The sequence below is a fragment of the Pseudooceanicola marinus genome (assembly GCF_020177265.1).
Lineage (GTDB): Bacteria > Pseudomonadota > Alphaproteobacteria > Rhodobacterales > Rhodobacteraceae > Pseudooceanicola > Pseudooceanicola marinus_A.
The window spans coordinates 59,587-79,089 of record NZ_JAIVMC010000008.1; the positions used below are offsets into that span (position 1 = coordinate 59,587).

The 19,503-nt window shown below is 65.9% G+C and carries 19 protein-coding genes; 16 read left to right on the forward strand and 3 right to left on the reverse strand.

Going from position 1 to position 19,503, the window contains the following annotated elements:
• Positions 1–173: 173 nt before the first annotated feature.
• From LC066_RS14450 to LC066_RS14470, 5 genes are all read left to right on the forward strand, one after another.
• Positions 174–1,484 carry an ABC transporter substrate-binding protein gene (locus LC066_RS14450; protein ID WP_224900369.1) on the forward strand — a complete coding sequence of 437 codons (1,311 nt, stop codon included), beginning with the start codon at positions 174–176 and terminating at the stop codon, positions 1,482–1,484.
• Between the two features lie 248 nt (positions 1,485–1,732).
• Positions 1,733–2,668 carry a branched-chain amino acid ABC transporter permease gene (locus LC066_RS14455; protein WP_222478710.1) on the forward strand — a complete coding sequence of 312 codons (936 nt, stop codon included), beginning with the start codon at positions 1,733–1,735 and terminating at the stop codon, positions 2,666–2,668.
• On the forward strand, positions 2,665–3,603 hold the full coding sequence (locus tag LC066_RS14460; RefSeq protein WP_224900372.1) for a branched-chain amino acid ABC transporter permease: 939 nt from the start codon (positions 2,665–2,667) through the stop codon (positions 3,601–3,603). Before LC066_RS14455 ends, LC066_RS14460 begins: the two co-directional genes overlap by 4 nt.
• A complete protein-coding gene (locus LC066_RS14465; protein ID WP_222478706.1) occupies positions 3,600–4,334 on the forward strand; it encodes an ABC transporter ATP-binding protein in 735 nt (244 codons plus the stop codon). Before LC066_RS14460 ends, LC066_RS14465 begins: the two co-directional genes overlap by 4 nt.
• Positions 4,334–5,041, forward strand: coding sequence for an ABC transporter ATP-binding protein (locus LC066_RS14470; protein ID WP_224900375.1), 708 nt, complete (start codon positions 4,334–4,336; stop codon positions 5,039–5,041). Before LC066_RS14465 ends, LC066_RS14470 begins: the two co-directional genes overlap by 1 nt.
• A 209-nt stretch (positions 5,042–5,250) precedes the next feature.
• Here LC066_RS14470 and LC066_RS14475 read toward each other — a convergent pair whose 3' ends face one another.
• Complete coding sequence (locus LC066_RS14475) at positions 5,251–5,688, reverse strand: MarR family winged helix-turn-helix transcriptional regulator (RefSeq protein WP_224900378.1); 438 nt, start codon at positions 5,686–5,688, stop codon at positions 5,251–5,253.
• Between the two features lie 193 nt (positions 5,689–5,881).
• Between LC066_RS14475 and LC066_RS14480 the strand changes: the two genes are divergently transcribed.
• Genes LC066_RS14480 through LC066_RS14490 form a run of 3 tightly spaced genes read left to right on the forward strand, consistent with a single transcriptional unit; the run spans position 5,882 to position 8,823 of the window.
• Positions 5,882–7,384: a 6-hydroxynicotinate reductase gene (locus tag LC066_RS14480; RefSeq protein WP_224900381.1), complete on the forward strand. Its 1,503-nt coding sequence runs from the start codon at positions 5,882–5,884 to the stop codon at positions 7,382–7,384.
• Positions 7,384–8,187, forward strand: a complete 804-nt coding sequence (locus LC066_RS14485; RefSeq protein ID WP_224900383.1) for a UPF0280 family protein — start codon at positions 7,384–7,386, stop codon at positions 8,185–8,187. The genes LC066_RS14480 and LC066_RS14485 overlap by 1 nt, the downstream gene beginning before the upstream one ends.
• 57 nt (positions 8,188–8,244) lie before the next feature.
• Positions 8,245–8,823 (forward strand): amino acid synthesis family protein, encoded by a 579-nt coding sequence (locus LC066_RS14490; RefSeq protein WP_085886610.1) that lies wholly within the window; start codon positions 8,245–8,247, stop codon positions 8,821–8,823.
• A 71-nt stretch (positions 8,824–8,894) separates the two neighbouring features.
• On the opposite strand, the gene LC066_RS14495 is transcribed toward LC066_RS14490, so the two are convergent.
• Positions 8,895–9,917, reverse strand: coding sequence for a ketopantoate reductase family protein (locus tag LC066_RS14495; protein WP_224900386.1), 1,023 nt, complete (start codon positions 9,915–9,917; stop codon positions 8,895–8,897).
• Positions 9,918–10,259: 342 nt separating this feature from the next.
• Between LC066_RS14495 and LC066_RS14500 the strand changes: the two genes are divergently transcribed.
• From LC066_RS14500 to LC066_RS14510, 3 genes are all read left to right on the forward strand, one after another.
• Positions 10,260–12,416, forward strand: coding sequence for an anthranilate synthase component I (locus tag LC066_RS14500; protein ID WP_224900389.1), 2,157 nt, complete (start codon positions 10,260–10,262; stop codon positions 12,414–12,416).
• Positions 12,417–12,681: 265 nt separating this feature from the next.
• Entirely contained in the window at positions 12,682–13,002 is a 321-nt protein-coding gene (locus LC066_RS14505) for an H-NS family nucleoid-associated regulatory protein (protein WP_222478694.1), read from the forward strand.
• A 205-nt stretch (positions 13,003–13,207) separates the two neighbouring features.
• A complete protein-coding gene (locus tag LC066_RS14510; protein WP_224900391.1) occupies positions 13,208–13,588 on the forward strand; it encodes a YigZ family protein in 381 nt (126 codons plus the stop codon).
• Here LC066_RS14510 and LC066_RS14515 read toward each other — a convergent pair.
• Positions 13,585–14,199 (reverse strand): TetR family transcriptional regulator C-terminal domain-containing protein, encoded by a 615-nt coding sequence (locus LC066_RS14515; RefSeq protein WP_224900393.1) that lies wholly within the window; start codon positions 14,197–14,199, stop codon positions 13,585–13,587. The genes LC066_RS14510 and LC066_RS14515 overlap by 4 nt on opposite strands.
• A gap of 256 nt (positions 14,200–14,455) precedes the next feature.
• Here LC066_RS14515 and LC066_RS14520 point away from each other — a divergent pair, with 256 nt between their 5' ends.
• From LC066_RS14520 to LC066_RS14540, 5 genes are all read left to right on the forward strand, one after another.
• Positions 14,456–15,706, forward strand: coding sequence for a Zn-dependent hydrolase (locus LC066_RS14520; protein WP_224900395.1), 1,251 nt, complete (start codon positions 14,456–14,458; stop codon positions 15,704–15,706).
• Positions 15,707–15,817: 111 nt separating this feature from the next.
• Positions 15,818–17,278, forward strand: coding sequence for a dihydropyrimidinase (gene hydA, locus LC066_RS14525; protein WP_224900397.1), 1,461 nt, complete (start codon positions 15,818–15,820; stop codon positions 17,276–17,278).
• A 10-nt stretch (positions 17,279–17,288) separates the two neighbouring features.
• Positions 17,289–18,071 carry an ABC transporter ATP-binding protein gene (locus tag LC066_RS14530; RefSeq protein ID WP_222478685.1) on the forward strand — a complete coding sequence of 261 codons (783 nt, stop codon included), beginning with the start codon at positions 17,289–17,291 and terminating at the stop codon, positions 18,069–18,071.
• Entirely contained in the window at positions 18,064–18,501 is a 438-nt protein-coding gene (locus LC066_RS14535; protein WP_224900399.1) for a GNAT family N-acetyltransferase, read from the forward strand. The genes LC066_RS14530 and LC066_RS14535 overlap by 8 nt, the downstream gene beginning before the upstream one ends.
• Positions 18,498–19,415, forward strand: coding sequence for an ABC transporter permease (locus LC066_RS14540; protein WP_224900401.1), 918 nt, complete (start codon positions 18,498–18,500; stop codon positions 19,413–19,415). Before LC066_RS14535 ends, LC066_RS14540 begins: the two co-directional genes overlap by 4 nt.
• The last annotated feature ends 88 nt before the right edge of the window (positions 19,416–19,503 follow it).

Below are 19,503 nucleotides of genomic sequence, written 5' to 3' on the forward strand. Positions count from 1 at the left end.
CGGGCCGGATCCCGTCGCGCTGCCCTTTCCTTGGGCATTGCGCCGAAACTGGCGCGACAGGCGCCGAGGGAAACGACTCAAAAGGCTGGACAGATCGTTTGTGTGCCTACAGACTTTCGCCCAGGGTCAGCCGAATAAGATCCGGTAAGAACGTTGCCAACAGGGAAAATGAGATGACCGAGACAACCAGCAAGACCAAGACCAGCGGGCTTATCCAGCCCACGCGCCGCGGGGCGCTGAAAACGCTGGCCATGGGCGCGGGCGCGGCTGCCACAATGCCGCTCTGGGCCCGCTACACCAGCGCGCAGAGCGCCGAACCGATCCGCATCGGCTTTGGCAAGCACGCCACCGGCATCGGCGCCGCCTATGGCCGCTGGTACGAACGCACCTCCGTCGCCGCGATCGAGAAGATCAACGGCGAAGGCGGGATCAACGGCCGTCCCGTGGAACTGGTGACCGAGGATGACGGCACCGACCCCCGCCGCGCCGCCGAGGTGCTGGAGAAGTTTGCCAACCAGTCCAGCTGCGACGTGGCCTTCGGCACGCTCTTCTCCCACGTGGTCGTGGGCGCCGCCCCCCGCGCCGGCGAGCTGAAGCTGCCCTATTTCGTCTGCTCCGAAGGGCACCACGTGGCTTCGGGCATGCTGAACCGCTGGACCATGCAGCCGGGCATCACCGACGTGAAGAGCCAGATTTCGGCCATGGCGCCCTTCATCACCGATGTGCTGGGCAAGAAGGTCACGATGATCTACCCCGACTATGCCTTCGGCTACGATCACCGCGACAACCTGGCCCCGGCCATCGAGGCCGCAGGCGGCGAGATCGTCGGCTCCATCGCGATCCCGCCGACCGAGACCTCCTTCACCAAGTACTTCCCGCAGATCCCGCGCGACACCGAGGTCATCTATCACGTGATGATCGGCCCCGCCGTGCTGACCTTCGTGAAGGAAATGGGTGAGTTCTTCGGCCCCTCGCGCCCCGAGATCTTCGGCTTCATCGACAGTCTGGAGGCCACCGACCTGACCTCGCCGGGCCTTGAGTTCCTCGATGGCACCTACTTCTGGGAAGGCATGCCGCGATACCTGCAGGACGATGCGCCCGATTATGTCACCGCCTACCGCGATGCCGTGGGGCTGGATGCCAACGGGGCCTCGGTCAGCGATCCCTCGGACGTGTCGACCTCGGCGCACATGTTCTCCTGCTGGGAGACGCTGCATGTCATCAAGGCGGGCATGGAGGCCGCGGGCTATCAGTCCACCGAGGACCGTCAGGCCCTGATCGAGGCGGTCGAGGCGATGACGCTGATGGAAGCCGGTCCGGCCCACCCGGGCGGCACCAAGATGTTCAACGGCAAGACCCACCAGGTCTTCGGCCCGCAGTACATCTCGAAGGTCGAGGGTGGCAAGCTGGTGGTGCAGAAGACCGTCGACTACGAAGAGACGATGTACCCCGACGAGGTAGACTACACCTCGATGAGCTTCTGACGTCAGACTGCCCGCGCCCGGGGGACGGCCGTCATCCGGGCGCAGACCTTTCAACATGAGTATTTTTGGCTATCGGATCGGGGCAGGGCGCACGCACCGTGTCGCCCGTCCGCTGCGGGCCTCCGGGCGGGCGGAACGTCTGTTGATCCGATGGCTGGAAATGCTGCGGGGATGCGGGGCCTGGGTCCCGCATTGCCTGACAGGCCGCGCCGTCCGCCGGTTCGGCACCTGAAATCAAGAGAGAGAAGATGGAATTCGGACCCTATCTGATGCTGGCCATGCTGGAGGGCGCCGTTCTGGCCGCCGTCCTGGCACTGATGGCCAGCGGTTTGAGCCTCGTCTTCGGGGTGATGCGCGTGGTGAACGTCGCCCATGGCGAGTTCTACATGCTGGGCGCGGTCATGGCCTGGGTGGTGACCCAGTTCATGATGGGCCTCGGTGGCGGCCCGGCCGTCAACTTCATCGCCGCCGCTGTCCTGGCGCCGCTGATCGTGGGGTCCATCGCGGCCGCGGCCGACGTGGTGATCCTGAAGCGGCTGAACTATGATCCCGAACGGGTGATCGTGGCGACCATCGGACTTCTCTACATCATCCAGCAGGCCGCCCTCATGGGCTATGGCCCGGATGCGAAGCCGGTGGTGGCCCCCTTCAACGAACGTATCGCGCTGCCCTGGGTCGCCTGGGGCGAAAACGGGCTGGAGATGTATTATCCTTGGGGCCTGTCCACGACCTCCTACAAGCTGTTCGTCATCGTTGCCGCCGTGGTGATCCTGGCCGGGCTGCGTCTGTTCATGACGCGCTCCCGCGCCGGTCTGATCATGCGCGCCACGCAGCTGGATGGCGAAATGGCCACGGCCTTTGGCATTCCGGTCGAGCGGGTCTATGCCATCGTCTTCGGCGCCGGTGCCGCCCTGGCGGCGCTGGCCGGTGTGCTGATCGTGCCGATCCAGCAGGCGCATTACCTGATGGGCGGTGACGCGTTGCTGCTGTCGTTCATCGTCGTCATCATCGGCGGGCTTGGCAGCCTGGCGGGCACCGTCGTGGCCGCGGTGCTGATCGGCATGTCGGACGGCATCATCTCGGTCTTCTTCACGCCGACGCTGGCCAAGATCATCGCGACGCTGGCCGTGGCGCTGGTGCTTGTCTTCCGTCCGCAGGGCCTGTTCGGGGTGAAGAACCGATGACCAGACGTGACCTGACATCGCACCTTGGCCTGATCGCGGGCCTCTTCGCGCTGCATTTCATCTTGCCGGCCTATCACCATGGGGTCTTCGCCCGGGTGATGGTGCTGGCGGTCTATGCCATCGGTTACAACATCGCCTTCGGCTATACCGGCCTGCTGTCGCTGGGCCATGCCATGTTCTTCGGCGCGGGCATGTATGGCGTCGGCATCGCCAGCTATCACTTCGCCATTCCGGCGCTGCCGGCCTGGATCATCGGCCTGGGCTGTGGCGCCCTGCTGGCGCTGGTGGTGGGCCTGCTGGCGCTCCGGACCGAGGGCGTCAGCTTCATGATCGTGACGCTGATGTTCGCCCAGGCGGCCTACCTCGTGATCCTCTACTTCAGCGAATACACCCGCGGCGACGACGGGCTGGTGATCCCCGGCGACATGCGCGCCATCGGATCCTGGGATCTCAGCGACGAGGGTACGCGTTACCTGCTGGCTTGGGCGCTGTTTTCCATCGCGCTGATGCTGTCGCTGTGGCTGGTGCGCCATCCCTTCGGCCGGGTCCTGGTGGCCCTGCGCGAGAACGAGGAACGCGCCCGCCTGCTGGGCTATGACACTGGCGGCCGCAAGCTGGCCGCGCTGGTGATCTCCGGCACGATCTCGGCCGCGGCGGGCGGCGCCTATGCGACCATGTTCGGCTATGTCGGCGCCAGCTTTGCCGGCGTGCAATATTCGATCTTCGCGCTGCTCTGGGTGCTGCTTGGCGGGGCCGGGACGGTGCTGGGGCCCTTCGTGGGCGTGCTCTTCATGACCTACCTCAACGACGTGGCCTCCGGCGTGACCGAGGCCTACATGCTGATCGCGGGCGTTGTGCTGGTCCTGCTGACCCTCTTCGCGCCGCAGGGCATCGTGGGCGAGATCCGCCGCCGCTTCTGGAAGGATCTGCCATGAAACACGAAACCGACGTGATCCTGTCGACCGAGGGGCTGGGCAAGTCCTTTGACGGGCTGCGGGCCAACAACGACATCGACTTCACCCTGCGCAAGAACCAGGTGCATGCGCTGATCGGACCGAACGGGGCGGGCAAGACCACCTTCGTGTCGATGCTGATCGGCCGGTTGGAACCCACCGACGGCGCGATCTGGTTCGACGGCCGCAACGTGACGCAGATGCCGGCGCACAAACGTGTGGCGGCTGGCATGGGCTATACCTTCCAGATCACCTCCGTTTTCGCGCGGCTCAGTTGCCACGAAAACGTGGCCCTGGCGGCCCGGCGCAAGCTGGGCGGGGACGCTGCGAAGGTGGAACAGGTGGTGGCCGATGCGCTGACCCGTGTGGGTCTGGCGGATCGCACCGCCGACGTGGCGGGCGATCTGTCCTACGGCCACCAGCGCCTGCTGGAGATCGCCATGGGCCTGGCCTCCGCGCCGCGGCTGCTGATCCTGGACGAGCCGACTCAGGGCCTGGCGGAAAGCGAGATCACCGCCTTCAAGGCGCTGATCCGCGAGCTGTCGGCGGAGACCACCATCCTGCTGATCGAGCACAACATGTCCGTGGTCATGGAGCTGGCCGACGAGATCACCGTGCTGAACTTCGGCGAGGTCCTGGCCCGCGGCACCGCGGCGGAAATCCACGCCAACCCGGCGGTACAGGCCGCCTATCTGGGAACGGAGGCGAGCTGATGTTTCAGATCGAGGGGCTGACCGCCGGATATGGTCAGGCAACGATCCTGCGCGAGGTATCGCTGCAGGCCGCGCTGGGGGAGATCACGGTGCTGATGGGTCGCAACGGCGCGGGCAAGACCACGCTGATGAAGGCGATCATGGGCCTGGTCCGGGCCGAGGCGGGGCAGATCCGGCTCGACGGCACCGACCTGGCCGCGCTGCCGCCGCACCAGGTGCCGGGGCACGGCGTGGGCTATGTGCCCCAGGGCCGCCGGCTGTTTTCCGAACTGACGGTAGCGCAGAACATCGAGGTCGGCCTGGGCGCCGGGCCTAAGGACGCCGCCAAGCGACGCGAGACCCGCGACGAGATGCTGGAGCTCTTCCCGCGCCTGGGCGAACGGATGGGCCAGCGGGCCGGCACGCTCTCGGGTGGCGAGCAGCAGATGCTGGCCACGGCGCGCGCGCTGTGCCTGCGGCCCAAGCTGCTGTTGCTGGACGAACCGACCGAGGGGCTTCAGCCCTCGATGATCGAGGCGATCCGTCAGGTCATGGTGCAGATGCGCGACCGAGGGCTGGCCGTGCTGCTGGTCGAGCAGCGCATCGATGCGGTGCTGGAACTGGCCGACCGGATCAGCGTGATCGAGATGGGGCGCAATGCCGAGGATTTCACCAAACCCGAGATCGCCCCGGGCGAGACGCGGCTGCGCGCGCACCTGGGCGTCTGACTGCCAGAGCAGATCGAGACGGGAGGGGGCCCCACGCGGGCCCCTTTGTCGTTTCAGGGCCCCTGAAACAGATCCGCCCGGAGCTTTCGCTCCGGGCGGGCTCCGTCACTCCCCGTTGCCTGAGTGGAAAACGGGGCGACACACCTCTTTGCCTCGGGTCTTCGTGAGTGGTGGCATGGGCTCGGCGTCGGGGGCAGGGCCCCGGCGTATCAGCCCATCTTGGCAAGCAGGGAGAGGAGGGTTTCGCGTTCCTTGTCGCTGAGCGGCGCAAGGGTTTCGGTGCTGATCTTCAGCGCGGACCCGGCCAGTTCGGCATAAAGCGCGCGACCGGCCTCGGTGGGGATCAGGTAATGGCGGCGACGGTCCACCGGGTCGGGTTCCGCCGTCACCAGGTCACGGGCACGCAGCCGGTCGGCCACCCCCTTGATCGTGGCGGCATCCATCGCCGTGGCGCGGCCTAGGGCGTTCTGCGACGTCGGGCCCAGTTCGCACAGTTTGGCCAGGGCCGCGAACTGCGTCGCCGTCAGGGCGGAGAGGTTTTGCGAGAAGATCGACAGGTGCCGCTGGCTGGCCTTGCGCAGCAGGAAGCCGACCTGTTCATCGAGGCGGTAACGGGCCGCGTCGTCATCTGAAAAGTCGTAATGCATGGAAAATGGTCTCTCGATCAATGCGGGGAGGATCAAACTGTCGGGGATCTGGAAAGGCATTGACACCTGCGGGGCATCTGAGTCAATACCATTTGTGTACCAACGAATGTGACGCGGCGTGAAAACCCCTGTTTCACGTCACGAGGCCCGTGTTCCGTGCGAACGCACAGGCCTGCGAGCCACTCTTGAAAGGATGTCCGCCATGGCGCCCGTGGACAAGATCAGATGCGATGCCTGCCCTGTCATGTGCTACGTGGCCGAGGGACGCACCGGCGCCTGCGACCGCTATGCCAATGAAAACGGCAAGATCGTGCGCTGCGACCCGGTGACGGTGCTGGATCGCACCCTCGCCGCAGGCCAGGAGGTGCGCCCCTTCCTGCCCGCCGAGGGCGACTGGGATGGCACGATGATCGCGGGCCGCGACCTCTTCGTTTCCGGCCTTGGCGCCGGCACCACCTATCCCGATTTCAAACCCGCCCCCTTCATCGTCAGCCGCGAGGTCGAAGGCGTCGATACCGTCACCGTGGTGACGGAGGCGATCTATTCTTACTGCGGTGTGAAGGTGAAGATCGACACCGACCGCCACCTCGGCGACGAGGCCTCGGCCGTGCGCGCCGATGGCGAGGTGATCGGCCACGTGACCACCGGCGAATACGGGTCGCAGATGCTGTCGCTGGGGGGCGTGGATCACCTGACCGGCGGGTCAAAGGCTGAGGGCCGCGCCACCTGCAACAACCTGATGGCGCTGTGCAACGGCGAGGCGGTGGAGCTGTCGATCGACGGTGGGTCGACCGTTATCGTGCAGGCGGGGCAGGCGCCGATCGTGGACGGCCAGGCCGAAACGCGGATGCGCGTCGGCTGCGGCTCGGCCACCATCGGCATGTTCGCCACCCAATGGCAGGGCCACGTGGACGAGGTGGTGGTGGTCGATGACCACATCACCGGCGTCGTCTCGGAACACCAGGCCGGCAAGGTCATCGGCTGGGAAGATACGGGCATCCGCATCAAGGGCCGCCGGTCCACGCCGGGGCGCTATTTCCAGGTGGCGGAACCGGGCCTGGGCTGGGGCGGCACTGACATCTCGGATCCGCTGACCATCCTCGACAAGTGGCTGGAAAAGAAGGGCGCACGGCCCGGGCTGACCCTGCTGATGGTGTCCACCACCGGCGAACACGCGGCCTACTACGTGCTGGATGAAAACCTGGAGCCGCAACCCGCGCCCATGCCCGAGGCGCTGGCGCGCTCCGTCGCGCTGATCGAGGAGAACTGCGAACCGGCGCTTTGCACCGTGATGTTCTGTGCCGGCGCCGGCGGCTCCCTGCGCTCCGGCGTGACGCAGAACCCGGTGCGGCTGACCCGCGCCGTGCAGGCGGGTGAGGCGAAGGTGACCCTGGGCGGGGCCGATGTCTTCCTCTGGCCCGGCGGTGGCATCACCGTGATGGCCAACGTGCTGGACATGCCGAAGAATTCCTTCGGCTATGTGCCGACACCCGCGCTGGTGGCGCCGCTGGAATTTACCATGCCGCGCGACCTCTACGTGGGTCTTGGCGGGCATGACGGGGCGATCCGACCGATCCGCGACGTGCTGGAACGGGGGGGCGAATACCACAACGTCTTCCGCGCGCTTGGCCGTGAGGCGCCGGCCGGCGACGGTACGGTCACGCCCTTCCCGGGTGACAGCAAGAAGGCCGGCTGATGCAGGCGGGGCTCTTGCCCGACGGGGTGCGGTTGCACCTGAACGCCGGGCCGATCGACCTGGTGATCTTCGCCGAAGCGGCGGTGCGGCAAGCGGCCTATGACGCCGCCTGCGCCCGCTTCGACGGCCTGCTGGAAGAGCTGGTGGCGGAATTGCCGGAGCTGCGCCGTGCCGGTGGTCAGGGGCGCGGCCCAGTGGCTGCGCGGATGGTGGCCGCCGTTGCACCCTTCGCCCCCGATTTCATCACCCCCATGGCCGCCGTCGCTGGCAGCGTCGCCGAGGAGATCCTGGCGGCGATGGTCTCGGTGGCCCCCGATGCGAAGCTTTGGGTCAACAATGGCGGCGACATCGCCTGGGCGCCCGGGAGCGAAGGCATGCGGCTGGCGCTGCCCGGCGGCCAAGTCAACTTGCCGCCCGAAGCGCCCTTTCGCGGCTGCGCGACGTCGGGTCGTGGCGGGCGCAGCCATTCCCTGGGCATCGCCGATGCGGTGACCGTGCTGGCGCGCGGCGCAGCGGCGGCGGATGCCGCGGCCACGATGATCGCCAATCGCGTCGATCTGCCGGGCCACCCGGCGGTGACGCGACAACCCGCGGAGGAGCTGATCCCCGACAGCGACCTGGGCAAGCGACCTGTCACGGTTGACCTGGGGCCGCTGACCCCGGAAGAGGTGACAAGGGCGCTGGACGCGGGGCTGACCTACGCCGAGGACCTGCGCGCGCGGGATCTGATCGGCGCGGCGCATCTGGCGCTGGCGGGCGAGGTCCGGACGACGGGCGCGATGAAGGACATGCTGCCCGGCTGACCGGCCGGGCGAAACGAACCGGACGCGCCGGGCGCGTCCCGACAGATGGAGGGCCCGATGGCCGAATTCACCCTGCGCAAGACGCAAGTCATCCTCGAAGAGATCCACCATGACGGCGGTCCCGTCAGCGGCCCGCGTGTCCGCGGCGCCGTGCTGGCCCTGGTGAAGAACCCCTATGCGGGCACCTACCAGGAGGATCTGACCCAGGCGATGGAAGACCTGAAACCCCTGGGACTGGCCATGGCGCGCAAGCTGGTCGAGGCCATGGGCGGGGTCGAGGGGATCGACGCCTACGGCAAGGGCGCCATCGCCGGCGAGCAGGGCGAGCTGGAACATGCCGCGCTGTGGCACGTCGCGGGGGGCTATTCCATGCGCGAAGTGCTGGGCGAATCGCTGGCCATCGTGCCCTCGTCGAAGAAGCAGGGCGGGCCGGGCACCCGGTTGGACGTGCCTCTGGGCCACACCAATGCCGCCTATGTGCGCTCGCATTTCGATGCGATGGAAGTGGGGCTGCCCGAAGGTCCTCGCGCGGATGAGATCCTCTACGTGCTGACCATGTCCAAGGGCCCGCGCATCCACGCCCGCCTCGGCGGCCTGGCGGCGGATGAGATCAGCAAGTTCGACGGGTTGCGCTGAGGCGCCACCGCATTTGCAAAGGGCCGGTTCGCAGTTTGCAACCGGCCCCGCAGGGCGCGTGCGATCGCGGATCAGTCCTCCGCGCGGTCGACGGAGCGCAGCAGGGCGGTGACCATCTCCAGCTTCGGCATGGCGATGCCATGGCTGCGACCGACGGCCAGGGCGGCGCCGAAGATCGGTTCGATCTCCATCGGGCGGCCGCGCTCCAGGTCCTGCAGGGTCGAGGGCTTGAAGGCGGCGCCGTCGCGGGCCCGGATCAGCCGCTCTTCCGGATCTTCCAGCAGTTCGGCGCCCTCGGCATCGGCCACGGCTGCCACCTCCATCACGATGTCGCGGGTCAGCTCGAACAGGATCGGATCGGCCAGCATGCGGTTCATCGGGGCCCGCGCCAGGGCGCAGACGGAATTGAAGCCGCAGTTCGAGTAGAGCTTTGAAAAGATGGCGTTCTGGAAGGGCTGTGTCTGTTTCGTCACCAGCCCCGCCGCGTCGAAGATCGCGGCCAGCCGTTCCACGTCGGCGCGGTCCTGACCGGGCAGGCGGCCCAGGTCGAAATGCCCGTCGATGTTGACCTCCACATGGCCCGGCTCGGGCAGGGTGGCGCCGATGACGGCAATGGCGCCGATGGCGCGCTCGGGCCCGATCTCACGCCACAACACGCCGCCCGGATCGACTTCTTCGGCGCCCTTCTGCCCGCCTGCTCCGTCGGCGATCGGGTACCACCAGGGCACCCCGTTCACCACCGGCACGATACGCCCGTGGGGGGCCAGAAGGCGGCCCAGATTCTCTGCCATGGGCGGCACCTGATGGCCTTTCAGCGCGGTGATCACGATGTCCTGCGGCGGCAGGGTGTCGGGGTCGTCGGTGGCCGTCACCTGCACCATTTGGCTGCCCTCGGGTGTGGTCAGGCGCAGCCCCTGGGACTGGATCGCGGCCAGATGCGCACCCCGCGCCACGACCGACACCTCGGCCAGACCAGCGGTCTCACCGGCCAGGGCCAGCTTCGCGGCGATGGTGCCGCCGATGGCCCCGGCGCCGACAACACAGATGGACAGCGGGCGATCGGGCAGGGGCGACAGCGGGGCGGATGCGGGCATGGGGCGTCTCCTCGGAACGTTTGCTGCCCCCGGAGTCGCACGCCGGCGCCGCGGCGGCAAGCGCGAGGCTTGACATGCGCGGTCCCGCGGCGGACATACGAGGAGTTCCTTGCCCCGACTGTCGGCCCCGCGCCGCGACGGAGCGGCAAGGACGGCATTTTCGGCCCCACGCGGGCTCTGGAGAGGACGAAGGGCAATGCTCGGGAAGCGATGGCAATTCTGGCCGCTTTCCTGGCGATGGTGACACCATCGCCCCGCTGACCCTTTTCCAAATTCCGGCGGCCCCGGCCCGATTGCCTCGCGCTGATACGCTGCGTGCCGCCCCTGCCAAGAGAAGCTGACATGACTGACCTGACCTTCCGAACCAAGGGGGGCGTGAACGTCACCCGCAAGGAACTGCCGGGGGTGTATCCCCGCGACACCGAGGCGCTGGCCCGACGGCTGGATTCGCACCGGGGCGTTCTGCTCTCCTCCAACTACGAATACCCGGGCCGCTACACCCGCTGGGATTTTGGTTTCGCCGAGCCGCCGCTGGTGGTTGAGGCGCGCGGCCGCGCGATGCGTATCGCCGCCCTGAACGGTCGGGGCCGGGTCCTGTTGCAGATCATCGCGCCGGTTCTGGAAGGGCTGGACGCGATCGAGACCGCCGAGACGCGCGAGGACGAGATCGCCCTGATGATCCGCAAGCCGACGCGCGTGGTCAGTGAGGAAGAACGCTCGCGCGCGCCCTCCGTCTTCTCGGTCCTGCGCCAGATCGTCGACCTGTTCTTTTCCGAGGAAGACGGGTACTTGGGGCTCTACGGTGCTTTCGGTTACGACCTGGCCTTCCAGTTCGAGCCGATCGATTTCACCCTCGACCGACCCGAGGATCAGCGCGACCTGGTGCTGTTCCTGGCGGACGACATCATCGTCAGTGACCACTATTCCACCACGACCACCCGCTATCGTTACGAGTTCAGCGCGGGTGACCTGACCACCGACGGGCTGGAGGGCGGGATTGCCGCCGAACCCTTCCAGAAGGGCCCGGAGGATGTGCCGCGCGGCGATCACGTGCCCGGCGAATATGCCAAGCTGGTGGTGTCCGCGAAGGAGAGCTTCCGCCGTGGGGACCTGTTCGAGGTGGTGCCGGGCCAGGTCTTCTACGAGCCCTGCCACGACAGCCCCTCGGCGATCTATGAGCGGCTGAAGAAGATCAACCCGGCGCCCTTCGGCTTCATCATGAACCTGGGCGAGCAGGAATATCTGGTGGGGGCTAGCCCCGAGATGTTCGTGCGGGTCACCGGGCGCCGGGTGGAAACCTGCCCGATCTCGGGCACCATCAAACGCGGCCGCGACGCCATCGAGGACAGCGAGCAGATCCTGACGCTGCTGCAGTCCAAGAAGGACGAGAGCGAACTGACCATGTGTTCCGACGTGGATCGCAACGACAAGAGCCGGGTCTGCGAGCCGGGGTCGGTCCGGGTCATCGGGCGGCGTCAGATCGAGATGTACTCGCGTCTGATCCACACCGTCGACCATATCGAGGGTCGTCTGCGTGAGGGCATGGACAGCATGGATGCCTTCCTCAGCCACGCCTGGGCGGTGACGGTGACCGGCGCGCCGAAACTCTGGGCGATGCGCTTCATCGAGAAACACGAGAAGAGCACGCGCAAATGGTATGGCGGTGCCGTGGGGGCGGTGCAATTCAATGGCGACATGAATACCGGCCTGACCTTGCGCACCATTCGCATCAAGGACGGCGTGGCGGAGGTCCGCGCGGGCGCGACCCTGTTGAACGACAGTGACCCGGATGCCGAGGAGGCCGAGACCGAGCTAAAGGCCTCTGCCATGCGCGCCGCCATTCGCGGGGATCGCGGCAGCAATGACGGCGCCGGCGACGGAACGCGCCTGCAACGCGGCAAGGGACGGCGCATTCTCCTGGTCGATCACGAGGATTCCTTCGTCCATACGCTTGCGAACTACTTCCGTCAGACCGGCGCGGAGGTAATGACGACACGGACGCCCGTAATTGAACAGGTGTTCGACGAGTTTGCCCCCGATCTTGTTGTCCTTTCTCCCGGCCCGGGCAGCCCGTCCGATTTCGGAACGTCGGAAACGATCCGGAAATGCCTGGATCGAAATCTGGCGCTATTTGGCGTCTGTTTGGGGCTTCAATCCATTTGCGAACATGCTGGCGCTGAATTGCGTCAGTTGGAGGAGCCGATGCACGGCAAACCCTCCCGCATTCGGATTTCGGAACCGGGACTCGTATTCGATGGCCTCGGCGAGGAAGTAACCGTCGGGCGCTATCATTCGATCCACGCGGTCGAGGCGACCCTGCCGGCGGAGTTGCGCGTCACGGCCCGAACAGATGACGGGATCGTGATGGGGGTGGAGCATCGCGATTTGCCTGTCGCGGCCGTGCAATTCCACCCCGAGTCCATCATGTCATTGGGTCAGGATGCCGGAATGCGGATGATCGAAAACGTTGTCGAGCGTTTGGGTATTTTAAACAAGTAGTTAAACCCTGTCGCTTTTTAGCGTCTCCAGTTGCACGAAACTTCGGCAAAGATGGCCGGGCGGAACATTTCGCCCGGCCATTTTTCGCCGAGAACGCCGCGCAAGTGAATGGAGGGAAAGTTCCGCTCGACAGTTTTCGTGATGTGACGCTGATTTGTTAATGGAAATTAGATACATTGTGGTTGCTCATTCCAAAATCACTGGTGTAAGAGGCGGAATGGGTGACGGGAAGTCTCCTTTCCCCAAGCGTAAAGGATGTGTGATTATGCTGGATATTGATTTGGATACCCTGTCCCTGGGTGATCTGAAGAAGCTGCAGGCCCGTGTTTCGACGGCGATCAAGACCTACGAAGAACGTCAACGCAAAGCGGCTCTGGTCGAACTTGAAGCCAAGGCCGCCGAGATGGGCTTCAGCCTTTCCGAATTGACCGGGCAGACCGGGCGGAAAGCGAAAGTGAACCCGCCGAAATACCGTAATCCGGAAGATGGCACGCAAACCTGGAGCGGCCGCGGTCGCCAGCCGGCCTGGATCAAGGAAGCCCTGGCCCGTGGTGAATCCCTGGATACGTTCCTGATCGTGAAGTGATCGAAGGCGATCCAAGGGCGGCCGGCACGACCGGTCGACCTAAATCGTCAGGCACCGGCAGCGGTGCAGAAGGGCCCCTCGCGGGCCCTTTTTCTTGTCTCCGCTTCCGGTCGCGACAGGGATCTGCCGTCGTCCTGTCGGAAATCGGGCCGGCGACATCGACCGAAGGCTTGCCATGGGCGCGGCGCCGGGGCAGGGGAGGGGCATGAGCGATCTGACGATACTGGACGGGGTCCTGAGCGACCGGGGTTCCAAATACGCGGTGGCGGGCGGGCCGGCGGCCAGCCGGGCCGAGGCCGAGGCGCTGATAAAGGCGCTGAAGCGGAAGAAGAAGTTCGCCAAGGCCACGCATAACACCTGGGCGCTGCTGCTGCCGGGTGAGCCGGTGAAGGCCGACGATGGCGAGGCTGGCGCGGGCATGGTGATCCTGCGGATGCTGGAACGCGCGGGGCTGGAAGGCCACATGATCGTGGTCACCCGCTGGTTCGGCGGCACCCACCTTGGCGGGGACCGCTTTCGCCACGTGCAAAGCTGTGTGCGCGCCTACATGGAGGAGATCGGCGTGGATCCCGGCGGGGCCGACTAGACCGTCAGCATCCGGGTGAAGAGCGTCGACAGATAGGTTTCCGCGTCGGGGAAGGGGTCGGGTTTTTCCGGGCCCAGCACCGCCTTCACCTGCACGTCGAAATCCGCGTAGTGCTGGGTCAGCGACCAGATGGAGAAGATCAGGTGCCAGGGATCTGCGGGGGCCAGTCGCCCGTCCGCCATCCAGCCTTGGATGACCCGGGCCTTTTCATCGACCAGCTCCTTCAGCTCCGTCTCCAGCATGTCATGGATGCGCGGCGCGCCCTGCACGATCTCATTGGCGAACAGCCGGCTCTCGCGCGGATGATCCCGGCTCATCTGCAGCTTGCGGCGCATGTAGGTCAGGATCTCCTCCAGCGGCTCGCCCTTCTCATCCAGTTCGCGCAGCGGATCCAGCCAGGTTTCCATCAGCGACGACATCAGGTGCTGGTGGATCGCCTCCTTGGAGGGGAAGTAGTAGAGCAGATTGGGTTTCGACAGGTTCGCCTCCTTGGCGATCTGGTCGACGGTGGAGCCGCGGAACCCCCAAGTGGAAAAGACCGACAGGGCGGCCTCCGAAATCAGCGCGATATTCTTGCGCTGGATGCGCGTGCGGGCGACGGGTTGCGTCATGCGGCTCAACTGCTCCTTGCGCCGAGAGGCTGGCGGCAGGCGCCCGTTTCGGTGCGTTTTCAAGTGTTTTTCCGGGTCATGATTTTTGACCGGGCGGACGGAGATGTCCAGCGATGATCGTTTAGGCAATTTTCCCGTCGCAGGCGTATCGGCCGTCGCGGGAGGCGGGGGTTTTCTTGACTGGTCACCGGGCTCTGCTAGCCTCGCGTTTGACCAAGTGGTCAAAATGAAGACAGTAAGCTTTGGAGATCCTGCCATGTCCGCACCCGGAGAAAACCTGAAGATCAACGGGGAGAGGCTGTGGGACAGCCTGATGGAGATGGCGAAGATCGGCCCCGGCGTGGCGGGCGGCAACAATCGCCAGACCCTGACCGATGCCGATGCCGAAGGCCGCGCCCTGTTCCAGAGCTGGTGCGAGGCCGCAGGCTGCACCATGGGGCTGGACACCATGGGCAACATGTTTGCCCAGCGACCGGGCACTGATCCCGACGCACTGCCGGTCTATATGGGCAGCCATCTGGACACCCAGCCCACGGGCGGCAAGTACGACGGGGTTCTGGGCGTCCTGGGCGCGCTGGAGGTGATCCGCACGCTGAACGATCTGGACGTGAAGACCAAACACCCGATCGTGGTGACCAACTGGTCGAACGAGGAGGGCACCCGGTTTGCCCCCGCCATGCTGTCTTCCGGCGTTTTCGCCGGGCTGCACACCGAAGACTGGGCCAAATCCCGCGTCGATGCGGAGGGCAAGTCCTATGGCGATGAGCTGAAACGGATCGGCTGGGAGGGCGAGGAGCCCGTCGGCAGCCGCAAGATGCACGCCATGTTCGAACTGCACATCGAACAGGGCCCCATCCTGGAGGCCGAGGGCAAGGACGTGGGCATCGTGACCCATGGCCAGGGCCTCAGCTGGACCCAGGTGACGATCACCGGCAAGGATGCCCACACCGGCTCCACCCCCATGCCGATGCGCAAGAACGCAGGGCTGGGCATGGCCAAGGTGCTGCAACTTGTGGACGAAATCGCCTGGTCGCATGCGCCGCATGCCGTCGGCGCCGCCGGTCACATCGACGTCTATCCCAACTCGCGCAACGTGATCCCCGGCAAGGTCGTCTTCACCGTCGACTTCCGCAGCCCCGAGCTGTCGGTGATCGAGGACATGGAGGCCCGCCTGAAGGAGGGCGCCCAAAAGATCTGTGACGAGATGGGCCTCGATGTCGCCTTCGAGAAGGTCGGCGGCTTCGACCCGGTGAAATTCGACGAGGGCCTGGTGCGCAAGCTGCGCGAGGCCGCCGAACGCCTGGGCTACAGTCATCAGGACATCATTTCCGGCGCCGGCCACGATGCCTGCTGGATCAATCAGGTGGCTCCGACCGCGATGGTCATGTGCCCCTGCGTCGATGGCCTCAGCCACAACGAGGCCGAGGAGATCAGCAAGGAATGGGCGTCCGCGGGCGCCGATGTTCTCTTGCATGCCGTGCTGGAAACGGCTGAGATCGTGGAATGAAGAAAAAAGGGGGCTCTGCCCCCGCCCGCGCCTGAAGGCGCGGACTCCCCCGGAGTATTTTCAGCTTTCGGATAAGGCTGGGGCGCCCGGGGCAATGACAGGGAGACTATCATGATCAAGGTGATCAAGGGCGGCACCGTGGTGACCGCCGACCGTCAGTGGAAAGCCGATATCGCCATCGAGGGCGAGACCATCAAGGAGATCGGCGAGGACCTGAAAGGCGACGAGTATATCGACGCCGAAGGCGCCTACGTCATTCCGGGCGGCATAGACCCGCACACCCATCTGGAAATGCCTTTCATGGGCACCACCGCCGCCGAGACCTTCGAATCCGGCACCTGGGCGGCGGCCTGTGGCGGCACCACCATGCTGATCGACTTCTGTCTGCCGGGCGCGGACGGGTCGATCAAGAACGCGATCAACGAATGGCACCGCAAGTCGGCGCCGCAGATCTGTTCCGACATCGGCTATCACATGGCGATCACTGGCTGGAACGAGCTGATCTTCGACGAGATGAAATATGCCGTCGACAACGGCGTGAACTCCTTCAAGCACTTCATGGCCTACAAGGGCGCGCTGATGGTCGAGGACGACGAGATGTTCGCCTCCTTCTCGCGCTGCAAGGAATTGGGCGCCATGCCCATGGTCCACGCCGAGAACGGCGACCTGGTCGACCTGATGCAGAAGAAATTCCTGGCCGAGGGCAAGACCGGGCCGGAATGGCACGCCCGGTCGCGCCCCGCGGAATTCGAGGGCGAGGCCGCCAACCGCGCGATCACCATCGCCGATGCCGCCGGCGTGCCCCTCTACATCGTGCACGTGTCCTGCGAACAGGCGCATGAGGCCATCCGCCGCGCGCGCCAGAAGGGGATGCGCGTCTACGGCGAACCGCTGGCGCAGTTCCTGACGCTGGATGACGAGGAATACCTCAGCAAGGACTGGCTGCATTCGGCGCAGCGCGTGATGTCGCCGCCCTTCCGGGGCAAGGAACACCAGGACGGTCTGTGGGCCGGTCTGCAGTCCGGTTCGCTTCAGGTCGTGGCGACGGACCACGCCGCCTTCTCCTCCGAGCAGAAGAAGATGGGGCTGGAGGATTTCACCAAGATCCCCAATGGCACCAACGGACTGGAGGAACGCTTGGCCGTGCTCTGGACCTTCGGCGTGGAAACCGGGCGGCTGACGCCGGAAGAGTTCGTCGCCGTGACGTCGTCGAACATCGCCAAGATCCTGAACATCTATCCCAAGAAGGGCGCGCTGATGCCCGGGGCGGATGCGGATATCGTGGTCTGGGATCCGAAGATCTCGCGCACCATCTCGGCGTCGAACCACAAGTCGATCATCGACTATAACGTCTTCGAGGGCGTCGAGGTCAGCGCCCAGGCACGCTACACCCTGTCGCGCGGTGAGGTGATCTGGGCCTGGGGTCAGAATAGCCAGCCGCAGCCCGGCCGTGGCCGGTTCGTGCCGCGCCCGGCCTTCCCGAGCGCGCACACGGCGTTGTCGAAGTGGAAAGAATTGAACAGCCCGCGTTCTGTCGAGCGTGATCCGCTGAACATTCCGGCCGGTATTTAAGGACAGCTTCGTGACGCAAGTACCTGTAATTGAGGCAAAGCATCTCGATCTGACCTTTCAGACCAACGACGGGCCCGTGCAGGCCCTGCGCGATGTGAACCTGGAGATCTCCAAGGGGGATTTCGTCAGTTTCATCGGCCCGTCGGGCTGTGGCAAGACCACCTTCCTGCGCTGCATCGCGGCGCTGGAAGAGCCCACGGGCGGCCAGCTGACGGTCAACGGGATGAGCCCCGAGGCGGCGCGGAAGGCCCGCGCCTATGGCTATGTCTTCCAGGCGGCGGGTCTGTACCCCTGGCGCACCATCGCCGGCAACATCAAGCTGCCGCTGGAGATCATGGGCTTTTCGAAGACCGAGCAGGCCGAGCGCGTGGAGAAGGTGCTGGAACTGGTCGATCTGTCCGGCTTCGGCAAGAAATTCCCCTGGCAGCTGTCCGGGGGGATGCAGCAACGCGCCTCGATCGCCCGGGCGCTGGCCTTCGATGCCGACATCCTGCTGATGGATGAACCCTTCGGCGCGCTGGACGAGATCGTGCGCGACCACCTCAACGAAGAGCTGCTGAAGCTCTGGGCGCGGACGGAAAAGACCATCGGTTTCGTCACCCACTCGATCCCCGAGGCGGTCTATCTGTCGACCAAGATCGTCGTGATGTCGCCCCGTCCGGGCCGGATCACCGACGTGATCGAAAGCCCGCTGCCGAAGGAACGCCCGCTGGATATCCGCGACACGCCGGAATTCCTGGAGATCGCGCATCGGGTGCGCGAAGGGCTGCGCGCGGGGCATGCCTATGACTGATGCCGCCCCCGAGATCCGCCGGGCGGAGCGGGCGGATATTCCCGCCTGCGCCGCCGTCGCCAGCGACTGGATCCTGGAAACCGACTGGATGCCCGGCCTGCATTCCCGCGAGGAGCTGGAAGGCCATATCCGCGACGCCTTCGACACCCGCGAGATCTGGGTGATCGGCGCGCCGGTGGCCGCCTACATGTCCGTCGACCCGGAGGCGGGCCATATTGGCGCGCTCTATTGCCGGACGCGCGGGCAGGGCTGGGGCAAGGCCTTTCTCGACCGGGCCAAGGAAGGCCGCGACCACTTGAGCCTGAACACCCATGCGCCCAACGAGGCGGCTCAGCGGTTCTACGCCCGTGAAGGCTTCGTCGAGGTCGGGCGCCGGATGCCGGTCCCGCCCGAGATCGTGAAAGAAGTGCGGATGGAGTGGCGGCGATGAAGCGGCTCGTCTTTCCCGTCGTCGTCGTGGTCGCCGCGATCCTGGCCTTCTGGTACGCGGCCTGCGTGCCGATGAACATCAAGTTCGCGCTGATGACCGCCGAACGCCAGGGCGCTGTGGTCAGCCCCGAGGGGATGATCACCCGCCGCGACATGTCGCCCTTCGTGCTGGCCGCGAAGAACCCCGCGCAGTGGTCCGACACCTGGGTGCAGGACAAGCCGCGCCTGCCGGCCCCGCACCAGGTGGTGACCGAGCTCTGGGCGCAGACCATGCAGGTCGCGCCGACCTCGAAGCGCAGCCTCGTGTTCCACGGCTGGATCACCCTCTCGGCCACGCTCTTGGGTTTCGCCATTGGCTCGGGCCTGGGGATCCTGCTGGCCGTGGGGATCGTGCACAGCCGCGCCATGGACATGTCGGTGATGCCCTGGGCCATCGCCAGCCAGACCATCCCGATCCTTGCCATCGCGCCGATGATCATCGTGGTCCTCAGCTCCATCGGGTTGCAGGGGCTGGTGCCCAAGGCCGTGATCTCGGCCTACCTGTCCTTCTTCCCGGTCGTCGTGGGCATGGTGAAGGGGTTGCGCAGCCCGTCGCCCATGGATCTGGACCTGGTGAAGACCTGGTCGGCCACCAAGGCACAGACCTTCTGGAAGCTGCGCCTGCCGGCCTCGGCGCCCTATCTCTTCGCGTCTCTGAAAATCGGCGTGGCTTCCTCGCTCGTCGGCACGATCGTGGGCGAGCTGCCTTCGGGCACCGGCCAGGGCCTGGGCTTCCGCCTGCTGTCGGGCAGCTACTATGGCCAGACGGTGCAGATCTGGTCGGCGCTGTTTGCCACCGCCATCCTGGCCGCCTGCCTGGTGGCGATCATCGGGCTGATGGAACGTGGCGTGCTGAAACGGATGGGGCTGGGGTGATGCAGATGGCATTTGAAAACCGCTTTCCGACCCGAGGCCTGGGCCCGTCCGCGGAAGGGCGCATTGCGCCGGCCCGGGCGGGCGGACG

What these genes read in the sequence shown, in the direction of transcription:
- LC066_RS14450 (WP_224900369.1), top strand. Translation starts at nt 174, where the DNA reads ATGACCGAGACAACCAGCAAGACCAAGACCAGCGGGCTTATCCAGCCC.
- LC066_RS14455 (WP_222478710.1), top strand. Translation starts at nt 1,733, where the DNA reads ATGGAATTCGGACCCTATCTGATGCTGGCCATGCTGGAGGGCGCCGTT.
- LC066_RS14460 (WP_224900372.1), top strand. Translation starts at nt 2,665, where the DNA reads ATGACCAGACGTGACCTGACATCGCACCTTGGCCTGATCGCGGGCCTC.
- LC066_RS14465 (WP_222478706.1), top strand. Translation starts at nt 3,600, where the DNA reads ATGAAACACGAAACCGACGTGATCCTGTCGACCGAGGGGCTGGGCAAG.
- LC066_RS14470 (WP_224900375.1), top strand. Translation starts at nt 4,334, where the DNA reads ATGTTTCAGATCGAGGGGCTGACCGCCGGATATGGTCAGGCAACGATC.
- LC066_RS14475 (WP_224900378.1), bottom strand. Translation starts at nt 5,688, where the DNA reads ATGCATTACGACTTTTCAGATGACGACGCGGCCCGTTACCGCCTCGAT.
- LC066_RS14480 (WP_224900381.1), top strand. Translation starts at nt 5,882, where the DNA reads ATGTCCGCCATGGCGCCCGTGGACAAGATCAGATGCGATGCCTGCCCT.
- LC066_RS14485 (WP_224900383.1), top strand. Translation starts at nt 7,384, where the DNA reads ATGCAGGCGGGGCTCTTGCCCGACGGGGTGCGGTTGCACCTGAACGCC.
- LC066_RS14490 (WP_085886610.1), top strand. Translation starts at nt 8,245, where the DNA reads ATGGCCGAATTCACCCTGCGCAAGACGCAAGTCATCCTCGAAGAGATC.
- LC066_RS14495 (WP_224900386.1), bottom strand. Translation starts at nt 9,917, where the DNA reads ATGCCCGCATCCGCCCCGCTGTCGCCCCTGCCCGATCGCCCGCTGTCC.
- LC066_RS14500 (WP_224900389.1), top strand. Translation starts at nt 10,260, where the DNA reads ATGACTGACCTGACCTTCCGAACCAAGGGGGGCGTGAACGTCACCCGC.
- LC066_RS14505 (WP_222478694.1), top strand. Translation starts at nt 12,682, where the DNA reads ATGCTGGATATTGATTTGGATACCCTGTCCCTGGGTGATCTGAAGAAG.
- LC066_RS14510 (WP_224900391.1), top strand. Translation starts at nt 13,208, where the DNA reads ATGAGCGATCTGACGATACTGGACGGGGTCCTGAGCGACCGGGGTTCC.
- LC066_RS14515 (WP_224900393.1), bottom strand. Translation starts at nt 14,199, where the DNA reads ATGACGCAACCCGTCGCCCGCACGCGCATCCAGCGCAAGAATATCGCG.
- LC066_RS14520 (WP_224900395.1), top strand. Translation starts at nt 14,456, where the DNA reads ATGTCCGCACCCGGAGAAAACCTGAAGATCAACGGGGAGAGGCTGTGG.
- hydA (WP_224900397.1), top strand. Translation starts at nt 15,818, where the DNA reads ATGATCAAGGTGATCAAGGGCGGCACCGTGGTGACCGCCGACCGTCAG.
- LC066_RS14535 (WP_224900399.1), top strand. Translation starts at nt 18,064, where the DNA reads ATGACTGATGCCGCCCCCGAGATCCGCCGGGCGGAGCGGGCGGATATT.
- LC066_RS14540 (WP_224900401.1), top strand. Translation starts at nt 18,498, where the DNA reads ATGAAGCGGCTCGTCTTTCCCGTCGTCGTCGTGGTCGCCGCGATCCTG.